This is a genomic window from Fontibacillus forbon, assembly GCF_046559655.1.
In the GTDB taxonomy this organism is placed as follows: domain Bacteria; phylum Bacillota; class Bacilli; order Paenibacillales; family Paenibacillaceae; genus Fontibacillus.
Window position 1 is genome coordinate 12,495 of sequence record NZ_JBKGFV010000011.1, and the last position, 13,917, is coordinate 26,411.

Annotated in this window: 13 protein-coding genes; 12 read left to right on the forward strand and 1 reads right to left on the reverse strand. The window is 50.1% G+C overall.

Going from position 1 to position 13,917, the window contains the following annotated elements; genetic code table 11:
- Window positions 1-131: 131 nt before the first annotated feature.
- The 7 genes from ACLB09_RS24985 (at window position 132) to ACLB09_RS25015 (ending at window position 7,481) form a co-directional block, all read left to right on the forward strand.
- On the forward strand, window positions 132-389 hold the full coding sequence (locus ACLB09_RS24985; protein WP_114494437.1) for a post-transcriptional regulator: 258 nt from the start codon (window positions 132-134) through the stop codon (window positions 387-389).
- Between the two features lie 126 nt (window positions 390-515).
- A complete protein-coding gene (locus ACLB09_RS24990; protein ID WP_410772531.1) occupies window positions 516-1,214 on the forward strand; it encodes a SecDF P1 head subdomain-containing protein in 699 nt (232 codons plus the stop codon).
- Between the two features lie 19 nt (window positions 1,215-1,233).
- Window positions 1,234-2,487, forward strand: a complete 1,254-nt coding sequence (gene secD, locus ACLB09_RS24995; RefSeq protein WP_410772532.1) for a protein translocase subunit SecD — start codon at window positions 1,234-1,236, stop codon at window positions 2,485-2,487.
- 49 nt (window positions 2,488-2,536) lie between these two features.
- The gene (gene secF, locus ACLB09_RS25000; RefSeq protein ID WP_410772578.1) at window positions 2,537-3,379 is read left to right on the forward strand and encodes a protein translocase subunit SecF; all 843 of its coding nucleotides are present in this window, start codon (window positions 2,537-2,539) and stop codon (window positions 3,377-3,379) included.
- Between the two features lie 143 nt (window positions 3,380-3,522).
- Complete coding sequence (locus tag ACLB09_RS25005) at window positions 3,523-4,482, forward strand: cation diffusion facilitator family transporter (protein WP_410772533.1); 960 nt, start codon at window positions 3,523-3,525, stop codon at window positions 4,480-4,482.
- A 29-nt stretch (window positions 4,483-4,511) separates the two neighbouring features.
- Complete coding sequence (gene recJ, locus ACLB09_RS25010; protein WP_410772534.1) at window positions 4,512-6,917, forward strand: single-stranded-DNA-specific exonuclease RecJ; 2,406 nt, start codon at window positions 4,512-4,514, stop codon at window positions 6,915-6,917.
- Window positions 6,918-6,962: 45 nt separating this feature from the next.
- A complete protein-coding gene (locus tag ACLB09_RS25015; RefSeq protein WP_410772535.1) occupies window positions 6,963-7,481 on the forward strand; it encodes an adenine phosphoribosyltransferase in 519 nt (172 codons plus the stop codon).
- A gap of 91 nt (window positions 7,482-7,572) precedes the next feature.
- Here the strand turns inward: ACLB09_RS25015 and uraA are convergent, their stop codons facing one another.
- Window positions 7,573-8,862 carry a uracil permease gene (gene uraA / locus ACLB09_RS25020; protein WP_410772536.1) on the reverse strand — a complete coding sequence of 430 codons (1,290 nt, stop codon included), beginning with the start codon at window positions 8,860-8,862 and terminating at the stop codon, window positions 7,573-7,575.
- Between the two features lie 295 nt (window positions 8,863-9,157).
- On the opposite strand from uraA, the gene ACLB09_RS25025 reads away from it, so the two are divergent.
- The 5 genes from ACLB09_RS25025 (at window position 9,158) to ACLB09_RS25045 (ending at window position 13,270) form a co-directional block, all read left to right on the forward strand.
- Complete coding sequence (locus ACLB09_RS25025) at window positions 9,158-11,335, forward strand: RelA/SpoT family protein (RefSeq protein WP_410772537.1); 2,178 nt, start codon at window positions 9,158-9,160, stop codon at window positions 11,333-11,335.
- A gap of 50 nt (window positions 11,336-11,385) precedes the next feature.
- Window positions 11,386-11,832, forward strand: coding sequence for a D-aminoacyl-tRNA deacylase (gene dtd, locus ACLB09_RS25030; RefSeq protein WP_410772538.1), 447 nt, complete (start codon window positions 11,386-11,388; stop codon window positions 11,830-11,832).
- 92 nt (window positions 11,833-11,924) lie between these two features.
- A complete protein-coding gene (locus ACLB09_RS25035) occupies window positions 11,925-12,089 on the forward strand; it encodes a hypothetical protein (protein WP_410772539.1) in 165 nt (54 codons plus the stop codon).
- Window positions 12,090-12,202: 113 nt separating this feature from the next.
- Entirely contained in the window at window positions 12,203-12,709 is a 507-nt protein-coding gene (locus ACLB09_RS25040; protein WP_410772540.1) for a type 1 glutamine amidotransferase domain-containing protein, read from the forward strand.
- An 81-nt stretch (window positions 12,710-12,790) separates the two neighbouring features.
- Entirely contained in the window at window positions 12,791-13,270 is a 480-nt protein-coding gene (locus tag ACLB09_RS25045) for a hypothetical protein (RefSeq protein WP_410772541.1), read from the forward strand.
- The last annotated feature ends 647 nt before the right edge of the window (window positions 13,271-13,917 follow it).

Below are 13,917 nucleotides of genomic sequence, written 5' to 3' on the forward strand. Positions count from 1 at the left end.
GACTAGCAGTTGTTACTAAGGATATGCTGGACCTGTCCGGATTCATGACTTGTCTTTTTATAGTTCGTATGCAGGAATCATAAAAATAAGGTAGAATGTATTAAGACGGGTAGACGGAAGGAGGCATCATGATGGCTGAAGACGAAATGGGCGAGCAGGAGTTTAATGAAGCGATCGAAAGCTTATGCCGGAGCAAAGCGGAAGAGTTCCGGTTACTCGGTTACGAGCAGGTTACTGGACCTGATATCTGGGATTGCGTCAGCCAGAAATACGAGAAGAACGGCATCCCGCCTTTATATCAGCTAGTGAATGATATCCTTTCATTAAAAACAACCCAGTTTATGAATTTCATGACGATTTCCGCATATCGTGGATCCCGTTTCGATTGAAAGGGGTCTTTTTTGTTGGAATGATGAAATTGATGAATCAAAACGACAATATTTGATAAATTGACGGTCTTTTCATGCATCGCTATAATAGGAATATTGAGATTTGAAAGGGGAAAAGAGTATCGGATGAAAAGGATCTTCGCATCCATAACCGTCATGTTTGTTATCATGGGCACCGCAATCACTGCCTGCTCATCCCCTGGCCCGCAAAGCAGCGAATCTTCCGGACTTGATCATAAAGAAGGTTTCGTGATTACGTATGAGGCAACGCCGATGGAAGGCGGGGCTCCGGTAACCAAAGAAGCGCTGATCATGACCGTCCAGAGTCTTGAGGCGCGAGCCGAAGCACTAGGACTAAGCAAACCTGAAATAAGGGTTGTCGGAACCAAACGAATCCGTGTCAGACTGGCGGACGTTACGGATGAGGACGAAGTCCGAAGGCGGTTGGGGGAACCGGCTTTGCTTACTTTTCGAAGTAAGGACGGTACGGAGGCATCGGCCGACGAATACAACGTTGTTGAAATGACAGGATCGGATCTTATTAAAGAAGGAACCGAATTGGTTTACAACCAGGTGAATGAGCCTATGGTTGCCATTGAATTCAAGAGCAAGGACAAGCTGGCGGAGGTGACGGAGCGTCTGCTCGGTCAGCAGCTGGCAATCTTTATGAACGATATATTGATTTCGGATCCAATGATTCAAGCGGTTCTGACAGACGGTCGTGCCTCCATCTCCATTGGAGGAGATCTGCAAGCTGCAAGGGATTTATGCGATCTGATCAATTTGGGTGCCTTGCCTCTTAAACTTACAGAGATTGAAAACTGAAAGGGGAAATAAGTACGGGATGAAAAGAATCATCGCATTCATAACCGTCGTGGTTGTCTCTGCCGGCATTATGGCCTGGTCAACCCCCGGCTTGCTGAACAATGTGCATCTCGGCCTTGATTTAAAAGGCGGATTCGAGATTTTGTATGAAGCGACGCCGATGGAAGGCGGAGCCAAAGTATCCAAGGAGTCATTGCTGAAGACAGCCCAAAGCCTGGAAGAACGGGCAAATAAACTGGGAACCAGCGAACCGGAGGTTACGACCGAAGGTACGAACCGTATCCGCCTCAAATTGGCGGGCGTAACGGACGAGGCTGAAGTCCGCAAGCAAATGAAAGAGCCGGCTTCGCTTACCTTCCGCAGTAAAGACGGAACGGAGAAGACCGCCGACGAGTACAACAAAATCGAAATGATCGGTACGGATTTTGCCGAAAACGGGGCCAAGCTGGAATTTAACCAGATGAATGAACCCCTTGTTAGCATCAAGGTAAAGAGCAAAGACAAGTTTGCCGAAGTGACCAAGCGATTGCTTGGTCAGCCGCTGGCCATCTATATGAATGATACATTAGTTTCCGACCCTGTAGTACAGGCTGTCCTTACTGACGGAACCGCCTCGATCAGCGTGGGCGGCGATATTAATAAAGCCAAGGAACTGAGAGACCAAATCAACCTCGGCGCCCTGCCGCTCCAGTTGACGGAGAAATACTCGCAGAGCGTCGGCGCTACGCTTGGGAAGCAATCGCTCAACCAAACCATCGAAGCCGGTTTGATCGCCTCGGTGTTCATTTTGCTGTTCATGGTCGGTATGTACCGGGTTCCCGGTCTGGTGGCCGCATTTACACTGATCGTTCATACTTGGCTGCTTATTCTAGTGTTTGTATGGGCTGACTTCACCCTGACCTTGCCGGGGATCGCGGCGTTCATTCTCGGAATCGGGATGGCCGTGGATGCCAATATCATTACCAATGAACGGATCCATGAAGAAATGCGGACCGGCAAAAGCATCATGTCCGCCGTCAAAGCCGGGGACAAGCATTCTTTGCGTACCGTACTGGACTCGAATATTACGACCATTATCGTTGCGGCTGTCATGTACTGGTTCGGGACCGGTGCCGTCAAAGGCTTTGCCCTTGTCCTGATCGTGGAAATCGTGCTCAGTATCGCTACGAATGTTTATCTCTCCCGTTGGCTTCTGAACCTGCTGGTTAAGGCAGGAAAATTGTCGAAGCCGAAATACTTCGGTGTAAAGGAGAGTGAAATCCGTGAGCTTTAATAAAAACGTGAAAAGCTTCAATTTTGTGCATATTAGTAAGTATTGCTACATGGTCTCGATCGCATTGACGGTCGTCGGGATCATTTGCTTGTCCTTGTTCGGATTGAATTACAGCGTCGATTTCCGGGCCGGTTCCAATGTGGACATTACGACATCCCAAAAGCTGACGGAGGAACAGATCCATCCGATTCTGGAAAAACTCGGCGTTGCGGAAGGAACATCGGTAAGTCCGGGCGATGACCGTATGACTATCCGCTTCACGAATGTTCTTAACGAGGATCAGGAATCCCAGTTGAAACAGGAAATTACGAAGCTTGACGAGTCGGCTTCGTTCGAAGTCAATACGGTGGATCCGGAGATGGCGAAGGAATTGGCCAGAAATGCCATCTATGCCGTGCTGATTTCCTGCCTTGGCATTATCATCTATGTCAGCATCCGGTTTGAATGGCGCTTCGCGCTGGCAGCGATCGTATCCTTGCTGCATGACGCTTTCTTGGTCGTCGCGGTTTTCTCCATTTTCCGCTTCGAAGTCGATTTGACATTCATCATTGCCGTTCTGACCATCATCGGTTATTCCATTAATGATACGATCGTTATCTTTGACCGGATTCGCGAAAACTTGCGCTTCAGCAAGCTGAAGACGACAAGCGATTTAGCCGATCTTGTAAACAAAAGTATATCCCAGACGATTATGCGGTCCATTTACACCGCTTTGACGGTCTTTATCGCCGCCTTCTTCCTGTTCCTGCTTGGCGGAGAGTCTATCCGGATGTTCTCGCTGGCTATGGTCGTCGGGCTTCTGTTCGGCGCATACTCGACCATTTTCATCGCCAGCCCGCTGTGGTTCGTTCTTAAAAGCAAACAAAAAAATAAGCCGGCCAAAGCATCCTAAAAACTTAAATAAGGCCATGTTGCCTTTTGTTTGGCATGGTAGAGCCGCGTCGAAATGGACGCGGCTTTACGATTCTATATGTTAATAGCGCATTGCAATAACTTTTGCAGGGATACTTTAAAAAGTGCTTCAGGAGGATTCATATGTCACGCGAACAAGCCGCTCCAGCCGATTCAGCTGCTTGGCTCGGTATTGCTAATCATATTGTCTTGGCCGCTTTCAAGGGCACGGTGGGCCTGCTGTTTGACAGCCGGGCTCTGCTGGCTGACGCTTTGTATTCGGCTTCGGACGCAGCCGCAATGCTGTCGGACAAACTTAAAATTAACCGGCAATTGATGAAAAGAAGAACGGCCCATTCGGGATCTTTGCCGGGAGGCGCGGGAGAGCCGCTGTTGGTTATTTTCCTGTCCGTATTTTTGCTGATGGGGAGCTTTCAGATGGGAATCTCCTCGATTGCCGCTGTTTCAAAAGGGGAACTTGTCCCTCCGGGTTATATGGCCGGGGTTGCCATTGTAATATCGATAGCTCTAAAAGAAGCGTTGTTTCAGTATCAATACCGCCAAGCGCGGAAACAGCCTGGAGAGCATACGCAATTTCTCATTGAAACACACCGTTATTCGTGGTATTCGTCCGTCGCCGTGCTGATCGGCGTGTTCGGAACGATGGCCGGGCAAGCGATGGAATTGCCGGTATTACTCTATCTGGATCCAGCCGTAGCGCTGTTTGTGGCATGCATGGTGCTTTGGCGGGTATTCCGGATGGTGCGCGGATCCGTATACGGTTCTTTGATCTCCGAAATGCAGGAGGAAGACGCCACGCGCTTTATTGAGACCGTTCAACGGGTGCATGGAGTCATTACCGTGGATGAGTTAAAAGCCCAGGAAAATGGTCATTATGTAACGATCGCGGCCAGGATCAGCGTGAATCCGCGGATTACCGTCATGGAAGCGAACGAAATTGCGAGCCGGGCGAAAGTGCTGCTCATGAACCGCTTCTCGCATATCAGCGATGTAAGTATTCAAGTGTTGCCCTATGATCCCGGTTATCCATATAAAAGCAACTGCGAGGGGTCCGGCGATGACTTACCGACCTTGATTCAGTAGTATAGGGCGCCGAGAAAGAAGGTGTAATTTTGCTTCAGCCGAAATACCAATGGAAGACGCTCCCTTGCGACGGAGACGTTGCCGCCAGACTCGCGCAGCAATTGGACATTCCCCCGCTGCTGGCTGCTCTGATGGTTACGCGGGGGATGGAAGATCCGCAGGCAGCCTCCCGCTTTCTTAAAGGCACGATGGAAGATTTGCATGACCCGTACCTCTTGAGCGGCATGGCAGAAGCGGTTCCCCGCATCAGGCAGGCAGTTGACAATAGGGAGCGCATTTTAGTTTACGGGGATTATGATGCGGACGGAGTTTCCTCAACCGCTCTGATGATCCATCTTATGCGGCATTTGCAAGCCGACTTCGAATATTATATTCCCCATCGCTCCAAGGAAGGCTACGGGCTGCATATTCACGCCCTGGAGCAAGCCAGGGAGCGCGGAGTAACTTTAGTAGTCACAGTCGATACAGGTATCAGCGCCGTGGAGCAAATCGCCTACGCTTCAGGTGCGGGAATGGACGTGATCGTAACCGATCACCATGAGCCTCCGGCCGTTCTTCCGGCTGCTTATTCACTCATTAATCCGAAGCTTCCCTACTGTCCTTATCCCTTTAAGGGATTGGCGGGAGTCGGAGTTGCCTATAAGCTGGCCTTGGCTTTGCTGGGCAGTGAAGTTCCATCCGAATGGACCGAGCTGGCGGCACTAGGTACGATCGCAGACTTGATGCCGCTTACCGGCGAGAACAGGGTGATTGTCACTTACGGGCTGGCGTCTATGATGCACTCTGCTTTTCCGGGAATGACGGCTTTGCTTCGAACCGCAGGCTGGAAATCCGGCGAAGTGACGGCTACAAATGTTGCCTTCGGTCTCGCCCCGCGCATCAATGCAAGTGGGCGGATGAGCCATGCCAGCACAGCGGTGGAACTGCTGACCACTAAAAGTATGGAGGAGGCCGAGCGTGCTGCCTTTGATCTGGATCTCTTGAACAAGCAGCGCCAGGCACTGGTCGAATCCATAGTCCAAGAGGCGATGGTTGAACTGGAGGCGAAAGAGGCGGCTGGAAGACTTCCCGATGTGATTGTCGTCGCCGGAGAGGGATGGAATGTCGGCGTGGTCGGTATCGTCGCCTCGAAAATTCTGGAACGGTATTATCGGCCGACCCTCGTCCTGGGCATTAATACGGAGACTGGGGAATGTAAAGGCTCCGCCCGGTCCATTCCAGGTCTGGACATTTACGAGGCCCTGACACATTGCTCCGATCTGCTTGACCATTTTGGCGGACATCCTGCAGCGGCAGGCATGTCCTTGCACCGGGAGTCGCTTGCCGACTTCGACCGGCGGCTGAATGAATTTGCCTCCGGGGTGCTGCAGCCTGAGCATTTCATGCCGGTCATGCATAATGACCTGGAATGCTCTCTGCAGGAGATTACCCTGCCGGTCATTGAACAATTGGAGCTGCTCGCTCCATTCGGAATGGAAAATCCTTGTCCCCGCCTGCTGATCCGCGGCGCTAAACTGATCGAATCCAGGCAGATGGGCAAGGACGGCAAGCATTTGCGGCTGACGTTAAGCCAAAACGGGAAAACGGTGGAGGCGGTTGCCTTCGGGAAAGGCGATCTGGATTTCTTGCTTTCGGAAGAAGCGGTGCTTGATATCGTAGCGGAAGCAAGCATTAACGAATGGAACGGTTCCCGCAAGCCGCAGTTATTGATTCAGGATTTGGGTATTTCCCATTTGCAGGTCTATGATTATCGCGGCTCACGAACCCCCGCCCTCAAAATGAACGAACTGATCGGGAATCTGGCAAAATGGAATCTTTGCGGACCGGGGACGGCTGCGGCTGTGGTGAATCCCGGGTCTTTGGTTCTAAAGGGACATGATTTGAATGAACCCACAATTTGGGTATATGATAGGAGAGTCGGCGTTTGCCCGGCGGATTCAGGTTCAGATCCAAAGGGGTCTGAGGACATCAAAACGCTGTTTATTTTAGAAATGCCGGAATCGCCTGTGGAATGGAACGGTATGCTGTCCTTGTTCGGATCGCTGGAAAGAATATACTTACTGCATCCGAAAACTCCGGTCCAGGAATTGATAGAGCCGCCATCCCGGGACAAATTTAAAAAAGTATACGCCCTGCTTAGAAGCCTTGCTCACGAGGGGCTTAGGGAAGAAGATTTAATTACCGCGCTAATAGCCCGCACCTCCTTGTCCGGACGCATGCTTATCATGACATTGGACGTTTTTGAGGAACTTGGCTTTATTGCGAGAACTTCGGGAATAGTAACGGTGACGTCATCTCCCTCCAAGCGGGAATTGGAAACTTCGACGAGGTACAGAGAACTGGGGCGGCTGGCAGAAATGGAACGGATTCTGCTGCATGCGCAGGTTCCGCAGATTACGGAATGGATGCAAGTCCGGACACAAGGGGCTTCATAACCATATACTTATTAAGCTTTGCATATATTCTAGGAGGAGATTTTATTGGATTTCAAAGACTATATCCGGGTCATTCCGGATTTCCCGCAACCAGGCATCAGCTTTAAGGACATTACAACCTTATTGAACGACGGGGAGAAGTACCGTTTGGCGATCGACCAATTGAAAGAGCTCGTTTCCGATCTGAAGATCGATCTGATCGCCGGCCCGGAAGCCCGCGGCTTTGTTGTCGGTGCACCGCTTGCTTATGCATTGGGGGTAGGCTTTGTCCCTATCCGCAAAAGCGGCAAACTGCCTTATGAAACCATTGAAGTAGGTTACGATCTCGAATACGGTAAGGACACGCTGGCTATGCACAGCGATGCCATCCAACCGGGGCAAAATGTCCTGATCGCCGATGATCTTCTCGCTACGGGAGGTACAATTTCAACTTCGGTTAACCTTGTCCGCCAGCTTGGGGGAAATGTAGTCGGCACCGCTTTCCTGATCGAGCTCGGCGAATTGAACGGACGCGCAAAGCTGCCGGGAATTGAAGTGTTCTCTCTGGTTCATTACGATTATTAATTTACATGGCTGCCAATAAAAAAAGCTGTCTTCAAGTGAAAACCTCACTTGAGAGACAGCTTTTTTAGTTCACAATTACTCTAGCTTAAGTTTAGTGAGCCGCTTCATCTTTATCGTTGGACCAGCCAAGCACTTGAATCAGTTTAAAGAACAGGCTGAGCACGATGCCGACGATGGTGGCCAAAGCCATCCCCTTCAGTTCGACATTGCCCATAGCCAGTTTGGTTCCGCTGAGCCCGATGACAAGCACGATGGTCGCGAGCAGCATATTGGTCGGTTTGGAGAAATCGACTTTTTGCTCTACAAAGATACGCAGACCGGAAGCCGCGATGACACCGAACAGAAGCAAGGAAACACCGCCCATGACCGGCTCCGGAATAAAGGCGATGATCGCGGAAAATTTGCCGGAGAATGAAAGCAGGATCGCGAAGATGGCCGCACCTCCGATAACGAAGATGGAATAGACCTTAGTCAGCGCCATGACCCCGATGTTTTCACCGTAAGTGGTGTTAGGGGTGGAGCCGACGAAGCCGGACAGTATGGTCGATATCCCGTTCCCGAACAGCGAGCGGTGCAGACCTGGATCTTTGGATAAATCTTTACCTACGATATTGCTCGTTACGAGCAAATGCCCGATGTGTTCGACAATTACGACCAGGGCAACCGGGATAATGGTAATGATCGCGGAAATATCCCATTGCGGTGTAGTGACGGTAGGAAGCGAGAACCATTTGGCTTCGGCGATCGCTGCCGTATTCACTTCTCCGAGTATATACGCCAGGACGTAGCCGACAACAATCCCGATCAGGATATGAATGATTTTTGGAAAGCCGCGGAACAGAACGGCACCTAGCACGGTGACACCGAGGGTAACCAAGGACAACAGGATGCTGGTCGAGTCCGGGGTCCAAGACTCGGCAGGGTTTTTCGAGATCCATCCTGCCATGCCGGCGGCTACCGGGATCAGTTCGAGACCGATCAAGGCCACGATGGCGCCCATGGCTGCCGGCGGAAACACGACATCGATCCAGGACGTGCCGGCATACTTGGCAACCAATCCGATCAACACGAAGATGATGCCGGTCACAATGAAGGCTCCCAGTGCGAGCGAGTAGCCGTTACCCGGATGCGCAGCCAGAACTAAGGTTACCGGGGAGATAAAAGCAAAGCTTGAACCGAGGTAAGCGGGGATTTTTCCTCTACAGATGAAAATGTAAAGCAGGGTTCCGATACCGTTCATCAGCAGAATCATGCCGGGATCAACCCCGAACAGATTCGGTACAAGCACGGTGCTGCCGAACATGGCGAACAGGTGCTGCAGACTCAGCAGAACGCCGGGTCCAAAAGGAACTTTTTCATTAACTTGGATTTCGCGCTGCAAACAAGGTCACTCCTCTATTTTTTTCACGGTTAATTATGACTATCCTTAATAGATTAATTAGATTGCACTCATTTTACAACAAAAAATTTTATAAAAAGCGAGTTTATTCTACAGATTCCCCTAAAGAAAATACCAGCATACATGGAATGGGATCACGGTTTGTTTGCAAACAGCGCTGGTAAAGGGCTGCTTTTTTCGCAGACAACAAGGCCAAGAGTTGACGGAAGGAGGCGCAAGAGTCATAATTATAGGAAATCAAAATTGGGGATTATAGAAAGGAATCGAGCAGGATTCAATGGGCATAGAGCGATTACTTGAAAAGGCGTCGGCCTATATAAAACAACCGGACCTGGAGCGCATTCGGGAAGCTTATGATTTTGCGGAGCAGGCCCATCACGGACAAGTGCGCAAATCCGGGGAACCATATATTCTGCATCCTTTGGCGGTTGCGGAAATTGTCGTCAATATGCAGATGGATATCTTGTCCATTATTGCTGCGTTGCTTCATGATGTTGTGGAGGACACGACCGTTTCCCTGAAGGAAATTCAAGAGCATTTCGGCCAAGACTGCGCCATGCTTGTCGACGGGTTGACCAAGCTGGAACGGATCAAGTTCCAGTCCAAGGAAGAGCAGCAAAATGAGAATTACCGGAAAATGTTCATCGCCATGGCGCAGGACATCCGCGTCATTGTCATTAAGCTCGCGGACCGTCTCCACAATATGCGCACGTTGAAATATCAATCCGAGGAGAGCCAGCGGCGCATCGCGTATGAAACGCTGGAAATTTTTTGTCCGATTGCGAATAGGCTCGGGATATCGGCTATCAAATGGGAGATGGAAGATATTGCGCTCCGGTACTTGAATCCGCAGCAATATTACCGGATCGCTAATTTGATGCGGAAAAAAAGAGCGGAACGCGAAGAATATATTGATAGCGTCATTGCACGTATCTCCGAAAAGCTGGACGAGATGGGGGTCGAAGCCGACTTATTGGGCCGTCCCAAGCATATTTACAGCGTCTATAAGAAGATGACCACGAAAAACAAACAGTTTAATGAGATTTATGATCTGCTTGCGATTCGGGTTATTGTCGACAATATCAAGGATTGCTATGCGACTCTGGGCATTATTCATACGTTATGGAAACCGATGCCGGGCCGTTTTAAGGATTATATAGCTATGCCGAAGGCCAACATGTATCAGTCGTTGCATACGACGGTTGTGGGGCCAAATGGTGAGCCGACCGAAGTGCAAATCCGTACCTGGGAGATGCACCGAACCGCAGAATACGGAATTGCGGCGCACTGGGCCTATAAGGAAGGTCCGGAAAACGGCGGCCCTGAGAAAAGAATGACCTTTTTCAACGAAATTTTGGAACTCCAGCACGAGGCCAAGGATGCTTCGGAATTCGTGGAGTCGCTTAAAATGGATTTTTTCACGGATTTGGTGTTCGTGTTTACTCCATCCGGCGAAGTAATCGAGCTGCCTTCCGGATCGGTGCCTTTGGATTTTGCCTACCGGATTCATACCGAAGTCGGCAACCGAACGATCGGCGCCAAGGTGAACGGCCGGATCGTTCCCCTGGATCACAGACTGAAGACCGGGGATATCGTCGAAATTCTGACGTCCAAACATTCTTACGGGCCGAGCCAAGACTGGCTTAAAATCGCCCAATCCTCCCACGCCCGCAGTAAGATCAAGCAGTGGTTCAAGAAAGAGAAGCGGGAGGAAAATGTTGAAAAAGGACGCGAAGCGATCGAGCGCGAATTGAAACGCGCAGGCATCGAACCGTCTGCCTGGATGTCCGATGACAAGCTGATGGAAGCTTGTAAAAAGTTCGCCTTCAACGATATCGACGACATGCTGTCCGCCGTCGGCTTTGGCGGTATTACCGCCGCCCAAATCACGACGAAACTGACGGAGAAGCTCCGGAAAGAGCAGGAAGAAAGCAACTCGATCGAACTTACTTCGGAAGTGAAGGAAGTCAAAGCTGCGCCGGAAGAGCGGAAACAGCGTCCGACGAACGGAGTTGTGGTAAAAGGGATCGACAATCTGCTCGTTCGCTTTGCCAGATGCTGCAATCCGGTTCCAGGTGACGACATCGTCGGTTATATTACGCGCGGCCGCGGCGTCTCCGTACACCGCAGCGACTGTCCGAACATTCCAAACGGGAACGACGACGAAGAAGCAGCCCGCGTCATCGATGTGGAATGGGAAAGCGCCATTGAGGCCAATTACAGTGTCGATATCGAAATTACGGGACACGATCGGCGCAATTTCCTGAATGAAGTGCTTCAGGCCGTGTCGGAAAGCAAAACGAATATCTCGGCGGTTTCCGGAAGGTCAGACAAAAATAAAATGGCGCTTGTCCATATGACGATTCTGATCAGGAATACGGATCATCTGCAATCCGTGGTGGAAAGGATCAAGCGCGTGAAAGACGTTTATACGGTGCACCGGATTATGCAATAGCGTGCAATAAACCGGGGCATCCGTTATCAGGACATGAGGAGCAAGGCAGGATGAAAATAGTGGTTCAACGCTGCAAGCAAGGCAAAGTGGTTGTTGGAAACGAAATGATCGGCTCCATCGGCCAAGGCCTCGTTTTGCTGGTAGGCATTACGCATGAGGATACCGAAAAAGATGCGGCATACCTTGCCGACAAAATCGCGGGGTTGCGCATTTTTGAAGATGTGGAAGGCAAGATGAACCTCAGTGTGGCGGACATCGGCGGGGCCATTTTGTCGGTTTCGCAGTTTACCCTTTATGGTGACTGCCGGAAAGGAAAACGCCCGAGTTTCACCACCGCCGCGAAGCCGGATATCGCTGCCCCGCTTTATGACCGGTTTAACGAACTTCTTCGTCAAAAAGGCCTGGTTGTGGAAACCGGAAAATTCGGCGCCGATATGGATGTGGAGTTTACAAACTGGGGGCCGGTTACGCTCATTTTGGAGCATCCTCTGGTTTGAGATTGGTTGCTTTGCGGGATAACGGATTCTTTTATTGGACAACCTGTAGGTATACAGTGAAAAACGTCCGCTTAAAGGAGTTCATGATCACAATGCGTCAATCTTTAAAATCGAGAATTTGGCAATCTTCTCCTCTGCTCACCGCGGGAGGCCGAAACGAAGCGCAGGCTCTGGCGCGCTCCGCACAGGCAGAGGAACTGCAGGCCATTCGGGAAGTCAGGCCATCCGGTGAATATATTCCGCGGCCTGGAAGCTGAGACGGCGCAATAAAAAGGGATCAGGGAAACCTGGTGCCTTTTTTGTCTTGTTATAAAGCGAAGCCATTCGGGTAATAACAAGCGAAAGACACTTCCGGGAGGAGAATGAACTCATGAGCAAAGTAGCCTTTTTGCTTGCGAACCAATTTGAAGATTCGGAAATGCAGGTTCCATACGATGAAGTGAAGAAAGCTGGTCACCAGGCCGATATCATCGGTCTTAAAGCAGGGGGAACTCTAAAAGGCAAACAAGGTAAAGCCGAATATACGGCGGATAAGGGAATTGCAGAGGTGAAGGTTGAAGATTACGACGCCGTGGTTATTCCCGGGGGGTCTTCTCCTGAAAATCTTAGGCTGGATCCGGGAATTCTGGATTTTGTCACAAAGGCTGACAAAACCGGCAAGCCGATTGCCGCGATCTGTCATGGCCCGCAAATTTTAATCAGTGCGGATTTGTTAAAGGGAAGGACGATCACCTGTTATCCGCCATTGCAGGACGATATGGTTAATGCAGGCGCGGAGTTCCGTGACGAGGAGGTCGTCGTTGACGGCAACTTCGTAACATCGCGAACGCCGAAAGACGAGCCTGCGTTTGTTCGGGAACTGTTGAAAAAGTTGTAGTCAGTCAAACTCATGCTATACAAGGCTAGACCGCTCGGGACTGAAGGAAAAATACGATGCAGTTCAAAAGGAGAGATCGACATGGCCAAGCATATTCAAGCTTATTTCAGGAGTGAAGACCAGGCGGAAGGGGCAAGGACAAGCTTGCTTACCTTCGAAATGGAACAGGTGGAGGTCAGTTCGCTGGATCATTCGATCGGCAGAAGCCACAATATTCTCGTTCCCTTACTCCCTGTTAATAGTACGACCACTAACACGGGCGGAACGTACGGGGCCGTAGGCATTCCGGGAACCGTATCCGCGCAAGGAGTGCTGCCGGTAGTGGCGATGGGAGACAAGGACGCCGAAGATGGCAAAATCAACGGCGAGCGAGTCGATACCGAACGGGATCGTCCTGACTTTGATTCGGAACTGGATCCCGTTACCGACGTTACTGGTATAAGTGATGATGATTATAGAAACTTAAAGTATGTATTGACCGCCAAAGTCAGGGAGTCGGATTATGACGATATTGTTCATAAACTGCGCCTTCAAGGCGCGTTTGTTGAACACTTGGATTAAGGTCACCGCCTTTTTGCAACGAAAAAAGTCGACTGTACGATTTCTTGTAATGTAACTGTAATATTAGTTTCATGTTCCTTTAACATAGCCTGTTTATAATAACAACATGACCCCCTTTTTTATATAACCTTTGGACCTGTGCCCCGTTGGTGCAGGTTTTTTTCTTTGTTCTTACTTGACTTTGTTACTGCAATTCCTTAAAATCAGGAAATATACAGTTTCATACCGATTTGATGACGGGACAAAGTACTTCAGCCCCACACCCGCAGAGAGGAATCCCTGCCTTGACGGTTTGGCAATTCATTCATGAATTTCAATCCGGATAAGGCTGGCTGGAAGGATTCCGGTGATGATTGAACGAAAGACTTCCCCGAGAACCGACGGCAAAATGCGCGGAGTTATGACAAAACTTTCTCCGGCAAAGTAGACGTTCGGCGCAGGCGGGCGTTACACCGCTGTGAAGCGAATACCTCATAACATGCAGACCATCGGACGGATCATCCGAACCTGCTTGAAGCAATAAGATGGGTATTTCGGAATGTGGGTGGCACCACGGGTAAATTGGAAATCCAATCTCTCGTCCCTGTTGTAATTAAACAGGAACGGGAGTTTTTTATTTTTCAGGGTGTTTTCATGCTAACGAAAAA

Bases quoted from the DNA above. Each gene is read 5' to 3' on its own strand.
- ACLB09_RS24985 (WP_114494437.1), top strand. From the start codon at position 132: ATGGCTGAAGACGAAATGGGCGAGCAGGAGTTTAATGAAGCGATCGAA.
- ACLB09_RS24990 (WP_410772531.1), top strand. From the start codon at position 516: ATGAAAAGGATCTTCGCATCCATAACCGTCATGTTTGTTATCATGGGC.
- secD (WP_410772532.1), top strand. From the start codon at position 1,234: ATGAAAAGAATCATCGCATTCATAACCGTCGTGGTTGTCTCTGCCGGC.
- secF (WP_410772578.1), top strand. From the start codon at position 2,537: ATGGTCTCGATCGCATTGACGGTCGTCGGGATCATTTGCTTGTCCTTG.
- ACLB09_RS25005 (WP_410772533.1), top strand. From the start codon at position 3,523: ATGTCACGCGAACAAGCCGCTCCAGCCGATTCAGCTGCTTGGCTCGGT.
- ACLB09_RS25025 (WP_410772537.1), top strand. From the start codon at position 9,158: ATGGGCATAGAGCGATTACTTGAAAAGGCGTCGGCCTATATAAAACAA.
- dtd (WP_410772538.1), top strand. From the start codon at position 11,386: ATGAAAATAGTGGTTCAACGCTGCAAGCAAGGCAAAGTGGTTGTTGGA.
- ACLB09_RS25035 (WP_410772539.1), top strand. From the start codon at position 11,925: ATGCGTCAATCTTTAAAATCGAGAATTTGGCAATCTTCTCCTCTGCTC.
- ACLB09_RS25040 (WP_410772540.1), top strand. From the start codon at position 12,203: ATGAGCAAAGTAGCCTTTTTGCTTGCGAACCAATTTGAAGATTCGGAA.
- ACLB09_RS25045 (WP_410772541.1), top strand. From the start codon at position 12,791: ATGGCCAAGCATATTCAAGCTTATTTCAGGAGTGAAGACCAGGCGGAA.